We start from the raw sequence: 17,646 nt of genomic DNA, 5'->3' as shown, positions 1-17,646 counted from the left end.
GATCCGCCACACCTTGGGTGCTTTGCTGCTCGTATGTGGAATGCACGGTCTTGCTTCGGCACAAGGAGCCGCCTGCGCTTACGAGCAGAGGGCTTACAGTCTGGGGTTTGAATCCTGCTTTCGACGCGTCTCTCACCAATGCACGGCACCAAACGCGTGGCGTCAGCGCGGTTCATGTGCGTTTCCAGGTGTTCCTGGCGGGGGCTCTGACTTCCCTCCTGGTTCTTACCCGGGAACGCTTTGCACCGGCCACTTTTCTCCCGGCGCCGAACTCTGCCTTGGAACAACTTATCAGCAGTGCGGAGACAATGGTCAGTGGCGAGAAGTGACCCCGCCAATCGGCCATCCTGGCTGTGGCTAAGGCTGAGGCTTCACAGGACTCGGTCTTTCGCTTCTGTCCTAGGTCATCACAGGTGCTGGTAACGATAGGATGTCCCGAGGCTTCGGCCACGGAGAGCATTGTCACGCTGGCGTCAAGAGGCACCCGTACCGCCACACATTCTTATTGAGGAGAGCTTCGGGATGGTATTATGCGCCACACTTCTCCTTTCCTCTCTCGCCCCAGGAAGACGCTGCACTCGCGACTTCCGAATTATGGTGTGAGTACGAACGTAGAGAGTCGAGAGCCGTCGTCCGAGATCTCACCCGGGACAGGCCCAATGCCGCTATGAATGCATCGACCGGACGAGCGGCACCGATCAAGTGAGCTGCGGCGACGTCGGGCTCAATCCAGGATAGCAAGTCACTCAATCGGGCATGACCACAGCGGTCATATTTGAGGCGAAGACGCGCAAGATCGATTGCGACTAATTGCATCCGTCTGGAGAGGCTTGCTGTTACGTGCTCAGGTTAACCCGATATTTAAGTATTGATCCAGAGCTCGGCAATCGATCGCGGTTAGAGAGCAAGGCGCTTTCAAGCGGTTGGATCATTGAACAGGGAGCTGTCGCGTGACGCAAAACCTCTTCATCCGGCGACGAGAAGTCCTTGTCTCCCTTGCTGCCGCTGCTGTTCCTGCGAGCGCAGCAGAACCGCTTGACGTGAATGTGACGGCTACCGGTTTCACCGTGAACCGCGACGGTATCCCCGTCTGGGCAGTTCCCAGTCAAACGCTCAGGAATGCGTTCGGTGAGGAAGTGACGGTCGAACTCGTTAGTGGAGTGGCTAACAAACTCCTTTTGGTCAACGGCCGCCTTCTCGATCGCCCGACTCTGCTTAGGATCGCATTCGAGGAGCGAAACACATCCTGGTTTGTAAATGCAACGCTCACGATAGGGAGCGGTCCTCTTATCTCTTTCATACCCGCTCCTGTCCCATCTACCGCTGAAGCATCATTCGAGCTCGGGCGTGCCCTCACGGCCGCCATGGCGCGGCCCCTCGCGGCGATCTTGCCAGCTGAGACGAGGCTTGCCGGCGCTCGGCTCTGGCTGCGCCGTGACCTTTCCACTCACCTAGATCTCCCAAATGCAGGCGAGGTTTGGCTGGGGGTTCCTCGCGTCACGCAGTGGCGACTGCTTCCAGGGATCGCGGGAGACGGCGACGTGACCACCCTGGCGCGGGCGGAGTTGCCGACATCCATGCCCTTTGACGTTGAGATTGGGCGGCGGGCGGAGCGCACAGTGCGGCTCACTGGTAGGACGTCCACGGTCCGAGCCATCCGCTCACCCATTCTCCAGTCGGGTTTGGTGGTAGAGGGGACCGAACTGCGGCTCTCGGTGGGGTCGTTCGGGCTTCGCCTTGCCGATGCCGCAGGGGGACCGGAGCGAGCAGCATTCGGTCTCGACTCCTCTGGGAGTAAGGCGGCTGAAATCGTCCTGCGGGTGGCCGTGCGGGACCAACGAGTTTCGGCTCCCGGTGGCAACTTCATCGTAACGGGAACGCGCGACGGTCCCGCAGACGTGCGGCTCTCCGCACGGGCCGGCGCCGTCACGAAGTTTGATGTCAGCGCGGCGCTTACGCACTACGATATTCGCCTGCCGCTAGGTGACGGTGTGCCGGGGTACGCCGACCAGGGGCGGCTGGACTTTACAAACTACCCGCGCCTTGCGTTCTGGCTCGGGGCCGGGTCGGATGCGGGAATGGCGGGCATCGCGCGGCTTTCCGGGAGCGGGCCTGCTGTCGAGCTATCGCTGGATCAAGCGAGGTTGCGCGTTCGGCGGGAACGCGACCTTCTCAGCCTGGTCTTCGGGTTCGATGGTGTCGGGCTGGTGGTTGGGGACCGTGGCGCTATGTTGCGGCTCCCCAGTGGTGTGGGTGCATGCCCGACCGGTTCGGTCCGCTCCCCACTGCTGCGTGTGGAGTTCCCGCCGCAGCATGTGTTAGAACACGCCTACGCTCGCCGCCGCCCGCAGGTTCCCACTCCGGAGATTTCGGCTGATGCTCAGGACGGCAAACCGTCCGAGGCGGCCCGTGCCCGCTTGCCAGGGGAGCGGGCCGCGCTGGACAAGGAATTACGGGATAGCGGGCGCTACACGAAAGAGTTTGAGGATTTCCTCGTACGTTACCGTGAGCGCCTGAAGGCGTTGCTGATCGGCTCCACCGAGAGTCACCCCGACTATTACTGGTTCGGCGCCGATTTTGCCTTTACACCGCAGGCTCGCCGCGCAGCGCGCGAGGTAGTGACTGTACCTCGCCCGAGCCTGAGCCAATTGACCCTCGGCGTACCGCGTATCGTCGTCGCTGACCTCGTCGCCACCTACCCGCCGACGGACGAGGCAGGGGCTTCAGCGCTGCTACAGGCGCTGTTGCTGGAAGCAGAGCGACGCGACGACGATCATGCTCTAGTCCAGGCAGCGTGGCGGACTCGTCGAGCCGCCGACGTCGGGCGTGCGGGCATGCCTGCGCAGTTCTTCGATAAGTCGGCCTGGGGCGCCCCCAGCGCTTCGGGGGCGACGCCTTGGGAGGCAGAGTTTAGCGATCCCGCGATCGCCACCTCCATCCGGACGATGTGGGCCGCGACGAGGGACTTCCCCGATCCCGGCGCGTCGGCTGCGGTGGCGTCGGCGCTGCACGCGGCCTACGCGGAACCTTTCCCGTGGTGCGGTCAGAATCAGGGTGATTGCGTTCCTCACCAGCCACCAAACACGATCCTCCCGGTTGAGGCGCGCGCCGCGGGGGTTACCCATCTCGTGTTTGAGTGGCCCTGCTCCCAGGGGAGCGCCGCTACTGGCGTATCCGAGCGGAACTATACGTTGGCAGACCTGCTCAAATGGGACGATTTGCAACTGCGCGTCACGCGCCGCGCGCAACGCTTCGAACCGCGCTCCCCTTTCGAACTTGCCTTCGCCCTGCGCCATCAGGAGATCAGCGCCGGGGACAACCCACGTGCTCGCCTCGCAGAGGTTACCGCCGCGGCGGCTCGCAACGGCGAGCCGCCGCAAGTCGAGGACTGGGCCTCGACGGAACCCGCTACTTGGAGAGACTCCCCAAAGCACACGCGCATCACGCTACCCGCGCGAATGCACCTGTCTCCTGCCGCGGACGCCCGGTTTCGCACGTCGCCGACGCCAAGCGCTGATGGGCCGGTACCGCTATGGCGCGCGGAGTTGCGCGAGCAGCCGGGACAGCCCCCGACACTCCGCGCGATCGGCTCGCCCGACTTCGTCGCCGCAGCGCTCGGCGCAGGCGCGCCGACGCCCGACCGCGGTCCGAGCGCGAGTTGGACTCGAAGCGCCGGGGGCGCTCGCTTCCGCGGATCGCTCGATGCTTACGATCGACACCAAATCGTTGGCTTGTCTAGCGTTCACGGCCTTCCTGTTATCCCGCGCCGCGGACCAGATGGAAAGCTACACCTTAGCCAAGTGGCGCCCCCGCCTGCCTACCGGCTGAAGGATCTGCAACCCAACGATGTACGGGATCAAGCGCTCTACATTCCACAGGCTCTTTCAACGCGGCATCTCAGCCTCTCGGCAATGGGCGCAACGCTCGATCTCGACGCCCGCTTCACGCCACCTGCAGCGCTACGTGACGCGCTTGGACGTAACCTGTTTGAGGCGTTCAGCGTCGAACGGTGGCGCAGCCATGTTGTGCTCGGCCGCGAGGTGGTGACTGAAGTCCTATACAAGGGCTTTCTCTATCCACTCGGGCACAAGGCAACGCTTGTGAAGGTGACGGAGCGTCGCTTCGAGCCGCCGCCCGAGGGCGTTCCTGGGGGGCCGGTGGCTTACCTCAGCCAGCGCCTATTCATTCAAGTGGCCGCCGCGACGAAGACATACCGCGCGCTTGGCCAACCTTTCGAGGGGCGGGCGTGGCCCGCGCGCTCCGTGGAGATATTGACGTTACAGACACCAGATCTGATTGAGCCGTTCATATCGTCTTCGGCTGACAATGACGAATACGAAGAGAAGCCTCGTGGCACGCTCCGGCGAAAGGGCGGAATTGGCCTCGTCTTCTGGCCGCGCACGGCTCTTGGGAAGGAGAATGACGTGCGGTTTCGTTTGCGAGTCGATCGGTCATCCGACGTGCTCGATCTTCCGTTACTATTCGTGGATAACGCCGCCGCGCACGAGCCCGTAGAGATGCGGCGGGTGCAAGATTACTATAATGGAACGTACGACAAAGCATTGAAGTCGCACGACAGCCGCCGCCGCCTCAGCCACCGGGGCGCGGCACGTCGCTACGCCCTGGAGCGTCGTCCTGGAGACACAGTGTTCGAAACTCGGGCATGGGTGCTGCGCGCCGACAGCCGTGCCGGGGAGATCGAGCCAGGCGATGCACCGCATCCCTGGGACGATGTCGCGATCCGCCGCGACCACGCAATGGATTCGGCGCTAGAGAGCGACGACCAACCTCCCTTTTACCCCCGCCTCCACGAGTCGCTCCTTCGCCATGGCCCGGCCGCGCGCTTTTCTGGTAGCGATCCCGGCGAACTTACGGTCCGCTACGCGGCAGATTATCTACGGGACGGCTTCACCACTTTGTCTGAGGAGGAAGCCCGCAAGGGTGGTGGTCTCCGGAACGATACGTTTCTGCACGTCATCGCTCCGGTCAGCGCCAGCATGACCTTCGGCGAGGCAGGAGACCGCGGCGGTGCTATCGGGCGGCCAGAGCAGCAGATCAAGGGTGTCGCGCGCGTCGGCCCCGTCGGCGCACTTCCGGACTCCGGTGCGGGAGGGCTCCCACAAAAGTTCTTCGGGAACGGCGCGAAGCTGCTGGGCCTCATCAGCTTCGAGGAACTTTTGGAGAAGGTGGCAACGAACGCGGCCGCACCGCTTCTGCGAGAAGTTACGGAGTTCACTTGCTCCAACGAGGTCCAGAACGGCTTCGGTGCCCTCGGCGACATGCTGCACACGTTCCACGGCGCCATCTCCGGCAATGTGGTCGCGAGCGAAGTATACGGCAATCTTCTTAACTTAGTTGGGGAAGCGCGGGACAAAGTGCGTGCGGTCGCGGCGTGCGATGCGGGCGACTCGACCGGTCTTGTCTCTGCTGTAACTAGCGCTACGCTCGCGCTCAGAACCCTTTCGGCGGAACTAGAACGACTAGCAGCAGCGCCGCTCGCGCCGCTAAGCGAATTTGCGCGCGAGAGGCTGGAACGGGAGCGCCAGGAGATCGCCTCGAAACTCGAGACGGCGTCCAAAGAGATGCTCGCCGCCACGGGAATTGGGGAGCAGATTAAGCTCGCCCTGAACAGAGCGCGCGACCTCCTTCTGCCCGTGCGCGAAGCATGGCTTCGCGCCGCCTTCGTGGCATCGGAAGCAGAGCGCGCGCTGCTGAACGGGGTCCACCAGAAGATCGCAAAAGCTCTCGACGACTCGTTCGAAGAAGCCATTAAGGGTATGCCGCCGACCCTACCTGACCTCCGCACCAAGACTGCGGACGAGGTCCGTACGCGCCTTTTGACTCTCGCGGAAGAGGAAGGCGGGGCAGTCGAGCCTATACTGCGGCGCTTCGCAGCGGCGACGCGAAACACCATCAACGGGATGGCCATTCCTCCGGCCGTCGCAGGGATTTACGCGCTGGCAGTCGCATTGGCGAGAGCGGATTTTCCAGAAGTCGTCCGGCGCCTGAGGGCAGAGGTGGGACAGCACCTCTCGCAGTGGGCGGCGGGTGTCGCCCCTGCCGTATGTGAGAAGGCAACAGCCGTCCTCATACCGCTTCGCACGTTAATCGAGTCACTGGGGGACGGACTTGGCGTATGCAGCACGCACGATCGTTCCTGCGCCGCACCTGAGGCGGCGCCGGGAGGTCAATGGTGCACGGATCTCTGGGTAGCAACCTGTGGACTGGGGAACGAGGTCGCCGGCAAGACGGACCAACTGGTCATTGCGTTCCGTGATTTCGGGGACGCGAAGAACGGCCTCGCCGCAGCCATCCCAAGTGAGCCGAACTGCGTACCGGGCCTTCCTGTGGCAGAGTGGGACCGCGTCGTCGCCACATGGCGCAACTTGGCGACGGCAGCGAACGAATGGTTCGATGAGCTTATCAAGCGGGCGAATGAGTTGCGAACCGAAGTGGAGACAAGAGCGCGCGACGAGGCGCTGGAGCATGTCAAGGCTGTAGTTGACGTCGCCCGCAGGATGCTTGCGGCTCTTGTATTGCCATCCACTAGTGTTGACGCAATACAAACCGCTCTGGAAGTTTTGGTAGGCAGTGTCGAGGCCAAGAATGCGGTCGAGCCGCTGAGGACTGCCTCGACAAAGCTGACTGCGGCGCTAAGCAAGCTCAGCAACGACCCCGCGGACGCGGGCGCCGCGCTTCAGGCTGCACGAAAAGCTCTCTCTGATTTGCCAAAGACCCTTGAGGGAATTGGCACCAAGATTCTCGAACGGATTTTTTTCCTCCACGTCGCGCCAGCTGTAAAGGAGTGGCTGGAAGGCGTGGCGAGGCCTCTCCTCAAAGCGGCGGCGAAGGCATACGACGCATTTGCAGACGCGCGCGACATCGTTGCAACCAATCTTGCGGCAGCGGACCAAAGGCTAGGTGCGACAGGCGATGCGCGCCTTGCCTGCACGGTGTTCCTCGGCCTGCCTCCGGGCGCGGCCTGTGAGACGGGCGCTCTAGACGGATTGCGAGCGGAAGCCATGCGGTTCGAGGAGGCGTCGAAGGGCGCAGCGCCCGCCACGGCCTTCCTCACTGTGCTTAGGGAATGGGATTCTCGCCGTGCTGCGCCGCAACGCATCCTCGACAACCTGTTGCGAAATCTCGCAGGAGCCGCCGTCGCACAAATTGTGCAGCTTCTTGACATCGGCGACCTTCGCAAGCGGATCGAGGACCAACTTGCCGAACTCGTACCTAGCCGAATCACCCGGAGCTATGATTACAAGCTGAATCTGGCAGAGAATTACACGCTCGGCTCCATTATCTTCAAGCCAGGCGACGATAAGCTACTCTCACTCACGGCCACCGCGCGCGTCGCCGTGAAGGGCACGGGTGCCGATGCCAGCTTGGCAGTGGACGCCTCACTCACGCCATTCCAAATCGAGCTCAAAGACTATCTCACGCTGCACTTCAAGAAGTTTACCTTCACCGCAGGTACAGGCCGGTCACCCCATTTCGATGCTCCCTTCGACAAGGTCGTTCCCTCGGGACAACTCGTCTTCCTTGCCGCGCTCGCGGCTTACCTCGGCTACAAGAGTGGTGGCTCGACGGGTGCGAAGGCCAACGGACCCTACGTGGAGCCGCGGTTGGCCGGAGCAGGACTACGTGCCGGGTTCCGGCTCGCCGTCCCCAGCATGAGCATCGGCACCATTGGCTTTGCCAACATTGCCTTTGACGGACACGTTGAACTCCCCTTCGACGGCAAAGAGGGCGTCGCGCGCATCGCCCTTTCTTCGCGCAATGCTCCCTTCGTCATCTCCGCTGCGCCCTATGGCGGCGGCGGATTTGTCTACCTCGAGGCCGACGCCAATAGAATCCGCAGGACAGACATTAGCCTGGAATTCGGCGGAGCCGCTGTAATTAGCTACGGCCCGCTGGAGGGGGTGGGGCGGATTATGACCGGCCTCTACGTCACTCAAGCGGGAAGCCAGAATCCTCAGCTGTTTGGGACCTTCACCGCAGGCTTCAACGGTTCGATCGCTGGCTTCGGCATCGCTTCCGCATTCTACCTGCGCATGACCTACGAAGGTGGCGCGATGGCTGGACAAGCAATTCTTGAATACTCGTTCGACCTTGGCATCACCGATATCACGTTCCGTGTCGAGGTTTGGCGCAGCGAGGGCAGCTCTCTTGGGAGTAGCCCGAGCGATCAAAGTCGTGAGAACGTCTCGTGGCGCGGCGCAACTCCTCGTGTGATGCTCGCTTCGACGGGAGCCGTGCGGTCTGGTGCGGGGATAACCGAGGTACCCTCCCAATTGGAGGATTGGTCCAAGCACCGAAGCCTCTACGACACCAGCCTTCGCCTTCCACGGAGGAACGCCACGTGAGCGTCCAGGCCCATCCCTACGTCCAGATTGTGCCTGCCGGACTCGGTCCCGGACACAAACTTCGCGCGGCAATCGTGCTCATGCCGCGGCGCAACGGATCGAACCTCGCGTTCGCATTGCCGTCTTGGCCCTCGGCGGGTCATCGCTTCCTCGACGGGTTGCTTGGCAAGACGGTGAGCGCGCAGCAATGGCTGAACGGCGCCCCCCGGCAGGCTGTGCCATCGGCCTGGACCATCCAGCGCCCGGCGAACACCTCATCTCCCGATCAGAAGACCGTCGAATACCTAGACAGGTTGTGGGTACGGATCATGGCGGGAGGTCGGAGCGATCGGCCAATATGGGACGAACTCCTGAAGATCTGGCATCCTGAAGAAACGCCCACGGCAGCAACGGAGGCCACCTTGAGGCTTCCGACAGCGGAGGCAGGACTTGCCGTCCCGCTGGAACGCGGCCGGGGCGCGTTGGAGGCTCTGGCTGAGCCGGATAGCCCGCTCCTCTCTCGTCCGCCAACGCGACCCTTACCAACCGCCCTTGCGAGCCTTGGCCGTCCCTGGCTTGGCTCACCTAGCGAGACCGCGCTTCTCGCCGCGCGAAGCCCCAACTCGCTCTCGGATAGTCATCGCGAGCGTCTGTTCGGGCCACCCGATATCGGCGATTGGCTCGACGCACGCCGTCGCGGCGACCACGAGGCGAGCCGAGCTGGGAACCGCGCCTATGCGAACCCGCTGGACCCTGCTGCACTCGCGCGCGCCGCTATAGGAATTGACGGTGCAAACATGCTGGATGTGTTCGATCGCATGCACGCGTTGCACCACGCAGCGACCGAAGGTGTTTCCGGTGGAGCGGCAGCGGGTAAAGGGGCGACGGTGCAAGAGAAACCAAGACCGTCCTCCGACGATCGCCGACGCGTTACCCAGTTGATGTCATCACCGTCTCTGCTCCGGCTCTTCGGCTTCGTGCGCGATGTACTTCTTGACCCAGGCGAGCCGAAGACTGGTGTGACCTATTGGGCCCTTGGCCTGACAGGCATTAATGGGGACGGTGCGGCGAGATCAGCCGCCAAGTTAGTACCTACAGGTGGGGGCACAGGCGCCGCGCCTGCTCCGACGCCACCCACGGCGACACCCGAGGGCTTCTATCCCGTACCTCAGGCGGAGTGGGCGAAGGGCGCCCCAGCGGAAGAGGACGGCAAAGTTTTTGAGCGAGACGGCGTCGTCGTTCTTGGCGGCAAGCGCGCCGGTTGCCCAGACCACGCAATCATCACGTTGGAAGCGGCGCTCGCACTTCAATCTGACCTCAATGCACAGTGTACGGCGAACGATGCCGCTGTGCAGAAAGCCGATCCGCTCTCTGGCGGTCTAGCGCTTGTTCGACTTCGCGGCGAAATCGCGAGGGCGCAGTCTCGATCAAAGGACGATATTCTCTGCTCCGAGCACCTTCGTGCCTTCCACCGCCTGGACATCGGACTCGTCCTGCCGGACGGGACATATTGGCGAGGCGCCCAACACCGAAGAATCCGTTGGGCCGACCCGGACCGGGATGTCAGCGATGAGCCACTCGAGGACATCCTTGCCCGCCTCGGCACAGGGGGCCTGAAGCGTTACGAACTGGATGCAGCCTCATGCACTGAGTCGACCATCACGCCGTTACGTGGGGCCGGAACGAACATTAGATGTACCGATCCTCGGATAGCCATCTACGATGGCTATCCGGCCGGGGCCCCGGCGAGGGTGCCCATGTGGGAAGGCGTAGTCGGGTCACAGGAACGACGCCCAGGCTGGAAGCAGAATGAACTAAAACTTGAGTTTCCGCGAAACCTAGCCTTGAGCCAGACTGTGACCGTGCCGGACACCTCGGACGGGGCCGAAGCGCTCGCAGTGACTCTGCGCCTCCGCCATGCCTACCGGATGGCGCTGAAACTTGTCTGGATCGGTGGCATCACACGGCCGCTTAAGGAGGCATGGACGACTTACGAGGCAGTCCCCGAAGCGCCAATCCCGCCTCTATACAAGGTGGTTCCTAACCCGACTTCCCCACCGCTGCGCGAGGGCGGCCGCGTATACCTCCGGCACGAGGCAATTGGCGCCCCGCTCGTCGCATTGCCGCCGTCAGTTCCCAGTATCACCGAAGTCTCCCCGTACGAAGACATGTTGCAGACGGCCGAGCAGGCCGTAGTGGTGACATGGTCGTCGCCCGTGCCTCCCCAACATCGGACCGTCACCACCACCGCGCGCGTGCTCGTCGTGCCGCCTGTCTCCCTTGAACTAGCTGCGCTGCACGAGGTGTTCGACGATGATCAGGACATGCGACAGTATCTCGTGCGAATAAACGACCCCGCTGCAGCCCCGAACGATTTCACGCGGTCACTGCGAGTCAAGGTCCCCCGCGACATGCTGGGCCGCCTCGCGTTGGAGGGGCAGGTGGCGCCCGTCCCTCCCACTGAGTTAGGTGCTGAGCGCCCAAATCGGACGGGAGATATGCCACGTATTCGTGCTCTTCCCGCGAACGCCCGGCACGACAGGCCAGTGCCGTATTACCCCGATCCGGCCGCTGCCTACATTGCGGTCAGACTTCGAGAGGAAGCTAGCCAGAACTGGCTTTCCCCACCACGGCTTCTCCGTGTGCGCGGCGGCGTCGCATCCTTGCCTACCCATCGCTGGCCGGACGTGCTTCCTGTGCACGTGGAACTCCACGCCGCTCCGTCGGGGACGGATATACGGCTGGATGTCGAGCAACACCCGGTGCTGATGAACCTACCCGCGCCGAACGCAACTCACTTGCGCGTCGTCCGAGCCTATCTGCCACCGGGCCAGCGCACGGTGCTAGAGGCTTGGTTCGTGCCTGCGGTGGAGGATATCGCCGACTGGTTCGATATCTGCGATTCTGCAGCGCAACTTGCCATCACTGCTGCAACAGGTGGAGGCATTGCCGCTGAAAGGGACCTTGGAGCATCCTGCCGCGAGGGACTTGAAGCGCTTCTCGGGCGCAAGGCTTGCGCCGCCCTGGCCGCCCATGACACGGACGGCGGCATGGCCTCTGCTCGACGACAGGTCGCCTCACTTATTTGGGCGCGTCTCTCTGAGGAACCAGTGGCCGCGATTGCAAAAGTGCGCTCGGTGACGTTGCTGCATGCGGTCAGAGACCCAAGTATTGCGCCTGTACTAGTGCCCTCTGCGCCCTTGTCGCTCGCCCGCCGACGTGACACGGGAGACGAGGCGGTTGCGCGCTTCTTATCGAGTCTGCCGCATGAGCATCCAGACGAGGACGGGGCCGTCCAGCCGATTGTCTGGGGTGACGTGGAACTTGACCTTGCGACGACCTCTGGCCTCGTCGTCGAGGCTCTCATCGCGGAGCCAAATGGTCCACTAGACCCGCCGCCCCCCCCAACGCGCGACTCTCTCGTGCCGCTGGCTCCACCACGGCTGCGAGGTTACGATCCACGTAACGCGATGCCGTTCCGAGAGCGGGAGGCCGTGGTAGAACTCTTGACGATCAAAGGTATTCCGGCGCCGCAGGATGGCTGGTCGGGCAAGACTCGAGTCAGCCTTGCACAGCTTCAGCGCGACGCGGCACTTCGACGCGTACCAGGGCTCACCGCCGTTCGCGGTGCCCCGCTTGCCGACGGGGGCGCTCGTAGGGCGAGGCTCCGCGTAGTGGCGCTGCCGCGCCATGCAGCGAGCTTGGAGCGGCCGCCAGGGACTTTGCGCTTCGGCGAGACCGAGCCGCCTGCTGTGCGCCGCGTCTCGATGGAAACTGAGCCAGTCTGGCTTAAAGCAACTATTCGTCCTGCAGCGCCGGCTCCGAAGGAGCTTGTCCCCACCTTTACTTGGACAGAGCAGAAGCCGTCGCTTCTGTCTGATCGTCCGCTCGTTTGGACGAAAACGCGTGACGTGGGTGCGCGCATTTCGTTCCGACCGCCCTTCTTCTCGTCGGGGGAGGGCGAGCAGATCGCGATTATCATTTGGCCTCCAACGGGCCCAAGCATTCGCACCGCGGATGCATTAAACGAGTTGGACGACGCGACGCTCGCGCGCCTTATTGAATCGGACATCGGCCCTCTTGGACCTTTTGTTTCATCTTGGGGACGCGATCCTATGCGCGATCCCGAGCCTTCTGGAGCGCCCCCTGTGATCCCGCTCCGGCACAGCCACTTCCGCCCTGCGGCCGGTGAGACCGAAACTTGGGTGAACTCGGCCCTCATCCCGGTCGCTGGAGGCGAACTCAGTCGCGGTCTCGCAGAGGAGGCATCCGTGAGCCTCCTGCGCTTGACTCCAGAGCACGACGATGTCACGCGCACGTGGTGGGTTGACATCCCCTTCGCGCCAAATGCGTTAAGGCACCTAACAGATAGGTTCGTTCGCCTCGGAGTTGTGCGGTTCCAGGCGCATGCTCGGCCAAACCGAGATTCCGGGACGGACGCACGAAGCATCCGCTGCTCTCCGCCCGTGAGCGTCTGGACAGTGCTACCGCCTCGCCGTCGCGCCACAGTGACTCTCATTGAAATGGAAGGGGGCAAGGCGAGCCTTCTCACCGTCCAGCTTTCAGGACCTGGCGACGCGGTCCGCCGAGCAGCGGGGGACTTGAGCCCGGCGACTTCCATCACGATGACCGTGCTCCGCGTTGATGGTCGCCACGAGGCGCCGTCGAGAGGTGAGAACGAGCAAAATCTGACTGCTTCGACAGGCTCGGCAGACACGCTACCTGTGATCATGGGCCAGGATGGTGGCGACCGGACCTGGACGGCTGCTTTTAGAATTCCTCTTTCCCGGGACCAATTGCTCGGACGCTTTGCGGTGGTGGTAGAGGAAGCGGACGAGATGCCTGCAGCGGACGCCAAAGAAAGACCCTCCGGGCGGGTGACCGCCGGTACGCGGTTCTTCGCGCGTATCGAATTGCACCCGAGATGATGTCCGCAGCGCCTACGCTGGACGTCAGAGATAGCGTGCTGCACATGCCCTTGCGGAAGCGTGCTAGAACATTTTCGTCTTGCATGGATTCGAATGATCTGACTCGACGCTGTTGATGAAGCTGTCTCGCGACCTGGAATGTCCCGCCCTTGGCGACATGAAATCGCCCCCTGGAGAGAGGGATGTCGATGGCCGAGCACGAGTGATCCAGGCTTCCGTGCTGAACGAGGCGCCGAGGGTGCGGATGCGGACGGCGAACGAGGTGGCGGCGATGCTGGCGCTCAAGGCACGGGGCTGGGGCGTCAAGCAGATCGCCCGGGAGCTTGGCACCTGCCCCAAGCCGGTGCGGCGCTACGTCCGCACGGGGAGCTGGGCCGGCTACAGCCGGACCCAGCGCAGGCCCAGCCTCGCTGATCTGGCGGGCTGGCAGGAGGAGCGCCTGGTCCGGCACGGTGGCAACGACGACGTGGTGTTGCAGAAGCTGGTGGCCGAGCACCGGCTGGTGGTAGGGCCTTAAGGCCTGCGGACGGTGGAGCGGGCCTGCGCGCCCTTCCGTCAGCGGCTCCTGGCGGCGGCCCGGGCGACAGTGCGGTTCGAGACGCCGGCCAGGTGACAGCTGCAGATCGACTTCGGCGAGCGGCATGTGCGGATCGGGGGCCTGCCGGTGCGGGTGCACCTGTACCGCGACGCTCGGCCATTCGCGGTGGGTGCGTGCGGGCCTTTCGGGGCGGCCTTTCGGGTCGAGGCGCAGGTGAGCTGGTTCGAGGGGATCGAGGGCGCCTTCCACGCCTTCGGCGGCGTGCCGGAGGAGATGCTCTGTTCGGCCATGCCCGCGCCCTGGTGGACCGGCAGGACGCGGCGACGCGCGAGGTGGTATTCAGCGCCTTCCTCGACGCCTTTGCCCGGCACTGGCGCGTGCAGCCGCGCACCCGCGCTCCCTACCGTGCCCGCACCACGAACTGAACCAGGGCTTCGCGCGACACCCGCCGTCGCAGGACCACCGCGCCCCTGGCGTCAAGCCCTGTGAGACTGCAGCTCTTTTCTCCCAGCTCGATGCCGAGCACGGCGATGGGAGACTCCTTCAATCCCGGCGCAGCCCTGCGCCGGTTGGTGAGGGGCGGACCATCCCATAAGTCGCGCACGCGGCCGAGCAGGACAGGCCCGACGTCGCCGCGCGGCGCCAGGCCTGGTTCGACGCCCAGCCTGACCTCGACCCGCAGCGCCTGGTCTTCATCGATGAAACCGGTGCGACCACCAAGATGGCCCGCCTTCGCGGTCGCTCCCCGCGCGGGCAGCGCTGCCGGACCTCGGTGCCGCATGGGCACTGGAAGATCACCACCTTCACCGGCGCGCTGCGGCTGTCGGACCCGACCGCGCCCCATGGTGCTGGACGGACCGAGGAACGGCCGGGCCTTCCGTAAGCGTCCACTGATGGCTACCTTGTTCCCGCGCACACCCGCGACGCAGGTGCCGCCTGAGCGGGCCGTCTGCGCATCCACCGCCGCGCCGGTCGGCGAGGCGCCGCGCCCGACCCGCTCGCGGTCGGCCATCGTCAGCCCGTGGGCCATGCGCTCGAGGGCACCGCTGCGAGCCAGGCGCAGGAGCCAGCGCAGCGTCGTCGATCAGGGCGGGAAGTCGCGCGGCAGGTGCCGCCAGGCGCAGCCGGTCCGCAGCACGTAAAGCATGCCGTCCAGCAGCGTGCGCATCGGCCAGCGGCGCGGCCTGCCACAGCCGGCCGGGCCAGGAAGGAACGCCTGCGCGATCTGCCACTTGGCATCAGTCAGGCACGCTGCATATGGCTGGGCCGGACGCGCAAGCTCGGCCCGGGCGGCGGGGGTCCACATCGGCGGCCTCGGAGGACACACAGACATCCCTCGAACGCTGCGGACCGCCGCCGCTCACCTTGCCTCAGATCCAATCGATCCCGTTCCGAAGCGGGTTCTTTAACGGATGATACTGTGCAGGATTCGGTGCGAAGGCGCGCTAAGAACTCCGCGAGTTCACGGAGCGCCCTGCACACTTAACAATATTTCATCGATAGAGTATTTGTTTGACATTCACCTTGCGAAGCTGCGCGATGGGACTTGGCCCGGATGGAGGCATACCATGCGTAGTGTGCTGCTTAGCCTTGTGCTACTATTCGCATGCTCCAGCAAGAGTCCGGGTTCGCAGCCACCAGTCTTTGAGGATATTCGACTAATCACTTGGAACATTGCCTGGGCGACGGATCAGGTGAATCGTATACCTAGCAATACACCGTTTCGGAGATCCGATCAGGATTGGGCCAGTCTATCGAGCTTCATTCGTGGCTTACGTGGAGACATTTTCGCGTTACAGGAAGTCGATGGAGTTAGTGCTGCGCGCCGCTTCTTACCAATGGCCAATTTCGAAACCGTTCTCACAACACCTTCCGATCTAAACCAAACGCTCAGGCCGATACTCGCTGCAAGAAGAGGTATAGAAGTTCGACAAATGCCCGATTTAGCGGAAATTGGCAAAGGAGGCTTAAGGGCTGGGTTAGATGCCTCTGTCGTCACGAACGGTGTGGTATTTCGGCTTCTGATCGTGCATTTGAAGGCCGACTGCCGCAACGGCGAAGTGCCGTTGCACACGCCGGCTTGTCGTGAACTGCGCGAGCAGATACCCCACATTGTAGCTTGGATAAGGGAACGACGCTCAGACGGGACACCATATGTCATATTAGGTGATTTCAATCGGGAGCTAAACGGACCTGGGGACGAACTATGGCAGCAATTGAATGCTGCTGACACCCTCCACCTCGTGAGCCAACCTACCCACGATGGGTGTGCAGTGAGTGGCATTCGAGGCCGCCAGCCCGATGGTCGGCCGTGGCCCGCGATTGATCACATCATTTTAAGCAGTCAAGCTGCAAGTTGGCTGATCGGTGAGCCACAGGGACATCCCCTACCGAATCCTGATCCAGGACGGCCCGCATACTCTGATCACTGTCCATTAAGTCTAGTACTTCGGCCCAGGTAGCATTCTGATCGACTGATTTTATTTGCGCAATCGAAGTTGTAAAAGCATATATTCGGCTTAGGAGATGCTTCCTTGCTAAGGACAGTGATCCGTATTTGAAAGTCTACAACTTAGGGCAAGTCAGTTAAACACCTTAGAAAAGCTTTGGTGCTGATGGCTACGGGCGGCTTCGCTCTCGCTGGTGATAGTGGGAGCGAGGCATGAAGGGACAGCGCGGCTTCGTTTACGCGCAGGAGCGGCTGCAATCTGCGGCGGAGGCGATGCGCTCCGCACGGAAAAGGGGGGCCTCGCGCGCGCGAACCACGGCCTTGACGGTCGTCCCCCGCTGGCGAGATGCTGATATTTTGCATCTTGGCGTTGCAGGCTCTATACACTATCCGTCAGTCAAACCGAGTGCCAGCGGCGCATCCAGCTCGGTTACATACTGCTTTTCTGCCCTTCGCTTTAGGATCCGCTGCCTGATGCTAAGCCGATATGGCTGTTTCGCGCGTGTACAGCTGTGGCGCATTCAGATCATAGACCCTGGTGTTGCGGTGAGGCTTGGCCGAATGGTCGAGGCAGTCATTCGGCCCACGCTTGCGTTACTTGCGGACCGTCTCGGTGTTCACTCCGAAGCGGCGGGCCAGCACGCCGGACGGCTTGCTTGAGCGGGCGATCTCGGCCCGGACGGCCGGGGTGGTGCGGGCATTGGGGTGAATCTGGTGCATGGCTCACCTCCAGGCCGGTTGTGATGAGTGCAGGGCTTGGCAGCCGGGCGGACAGGACTGTGACGGAACGACCCGATCAAGCTCCTATGAAGTCACGCCCTCCTGACCAGCAGGCACCGCCTGGAGCGCCGACGGATCATCCGAATGACATGGGGTCGGTCGCACCAAGGGTCAGGCGCCCCAGACGGCAATCCCATACTCACAGTCGCACCATACGCCAGGACACGGAGGCCGTCCCAGCCGGACAAGGCAGGAACCGCGATCTACATACCGGTTACGAACCCGCTCGAACGGGTGAACTGCGAGATCAAGCGCCGCACCGATGTCGTGGCATCTTTCCTAACGAGGCCGCCGTCACGCGGCTCGCCGGCGCCACCTTGCTCGAGCAGATCGACGAATGGGCGGTGCTGCGACGTTACATGACGCTGGAAACCGTCGCCGCCGTCAGCGACACTGGCTACCTCAGCCTGTCCGCCGTGCCAGCCTGAGCAGCGGCCCAGACCGGCCAGGAGCCATCGCTCCTACATCACGTCGCGGGACACAACCTCGCTCCTACACCACATAGCCTAATCGCGCTTGGCGCCGCTGGTGCTGGCGTCGGCATCCTGATGGGCCGGGCCCCATGCCCGGTCGATGGAAAGCCGGAGGCGTGCAATGAAGACCTTT

6 protein-coding genes and 3 pseudogenes are annotated in these 17,646 nt (G+C 63.2%); 7 read left to right on the top strand and 2 right to left on the bottom strand.

Features of this window, described 5'->3' with window-relative positions:
• Positions 1-950: 950 nt before the first annotated feature.
• From OF850_RS18830 to OF850_RS18805, 5 genes and pseudogenes are all read left to right on the top strand, one after another.
• Positions 951-8,366 carry a hypothetical protein gene (locus OF850_RS18830; RefSeq protein WP_301591888.1) on the top strand — a complete coding sequence of 2,472 codons (7,416 nt, stop codon included), beginning with the start codon at positions 951-953 and terminating at the stop codon, positions 8,364-8,366.
• Positions 8,367-9,142: 776 nt separating this feature from the next.
• Positions 9,143-13,273: a hypothetical protein gene (locus tag OF850_RS18825; RefSeq protein ID WP_301591887.1), complete on the top strand. Its 4,131-nt coding sequence runs from the start codon at positions 9,143-9,145 to the stop codon at positions 13,271-13,273.
• A 202-nt stretch (positions 13,274-13,475) separates the two neighbouring features.
• Positions 13,476-13,790 carry a terminase gpP N-terminus-related DNA-binding protein gene (locus OF850_RS18820; RefSeq protein ID WP_301591886.1) on the top strand — a complete coding sequence of 105 codons (315 nt, stop codon included), beginning with the start codon at positions 13,476-13,478 and terminating at the stop codon, positions 13,788-13,790.
• Positions 13,791-14,113: 323 nt separating this feature from the next.
• On the top strand, positions 14,114-14,236 hold the full coding sequence (locus tag OF850_RS18815; protein WP_301591934.1) for a hypothetical protein: 123 nt from the start codon (positions 14,114-14,116) through the stop codon (positions 14,234-14,236).
• A 173-nt stretch (positions 14,237-14,409) separates the two neighbouring features.
• Positions 14,410-14,692, top strand: a pseudogene (locus tag OF850_RS18805) (transposase); the annotation flags it as partial.
• Positions 14,693-14,895: 203 nt separating this feature from the next.
• On the opposite strand, the gene OF850_RS18800 reads toward OF850_RS18805, so the two are convergent.
• Positions 14,896-15,117, bottom strand: coding sequence for a transposase (locus OF850_RS18800; RefSeq protein ID WP_408906479.1), 222 nt, complete (start codon positions 15,115-15,117; stop codon positions 14,896-14,898).
• A 106-nt stretch (positions 15,118-15,223) separates the two neighbouring features.
• On the opposite strand from OF850_RS18800, the gene OF850_RS23760 reads away from it, so the two are divergent.
• Positions 15,224-16,273, top strand: coding sequence for an endonuclease/exonuclease/phosphatase family protein (locus OF850_RS23760; protein ID WP_368044706.1), 1,050 nt, complete (start codon positions 15,224-15,226; stop codon positions 16,271-16,273).
• A 584-nt stretch (positions 16,274-16,857) separates the two neighbouring features.
• Here the strand turns inward: OF850_RS23760 and OF850_RS18795 are convergent.
• A pseudogene (locus OF850_RS18795) lies at positions 16,858-16,980 on the bottom strand (IS481 family transposase); the annotation flags it as partial.
• 267 nt (positions 16,981-17,247) lie between these two features.
• Between OF850_RS18795 and OF850_RS18790 the strand changes: the two are divergent.
• Positions 17,248-17,468 (top strand): annotated as a pseudogene (locus OF850_RS18790) (transposase); the annotation flags it as partial.
• Between the last annotated feature and the right edge of the window lie 178 nt (positions 17,469-17,646).

Origin of the sequence: Sabulicella glaciei, from assembly GCF_026183895.1 — a bacterium.
GTDB lineage: Bacteria > Pseudomonadota > Alphaproteobacteria > Acetobacterales > Acetobacteraceae > Roseococcus > Roseococcus glaciei.
Note: the sequence above shows the minus strand (reverse complement) of the source record. Positions and strands in the feature narration are given on the sequence as shown.

What these genes read in the sequence shown, in the direction of transcription:
- OF850_RS18800 (WP_408906479.1), bottom strand. Translation starts at nt 15,117, where the DNA reads ATGTGGACCCCCGCCGCCCGGGCCGAGCTTGCGCGTCCGGCCCAGCCA.
- OF850_RS18825 (WP_301591887.1), top strand. Translation starts at nt 9,143, where the DNA reads ATGCTGGATGTGTTCGATCGCATGCACGCGTTGCACCACGCAGCGACC.
- OF850_RS23760 (WP_368044706.1), top strand. Translation starts at nt 15,224, where the DNA reads ATGATACTGTGCAGGATTCGGTGCGAAGGCGCGCTAAGAACTCCGCGA.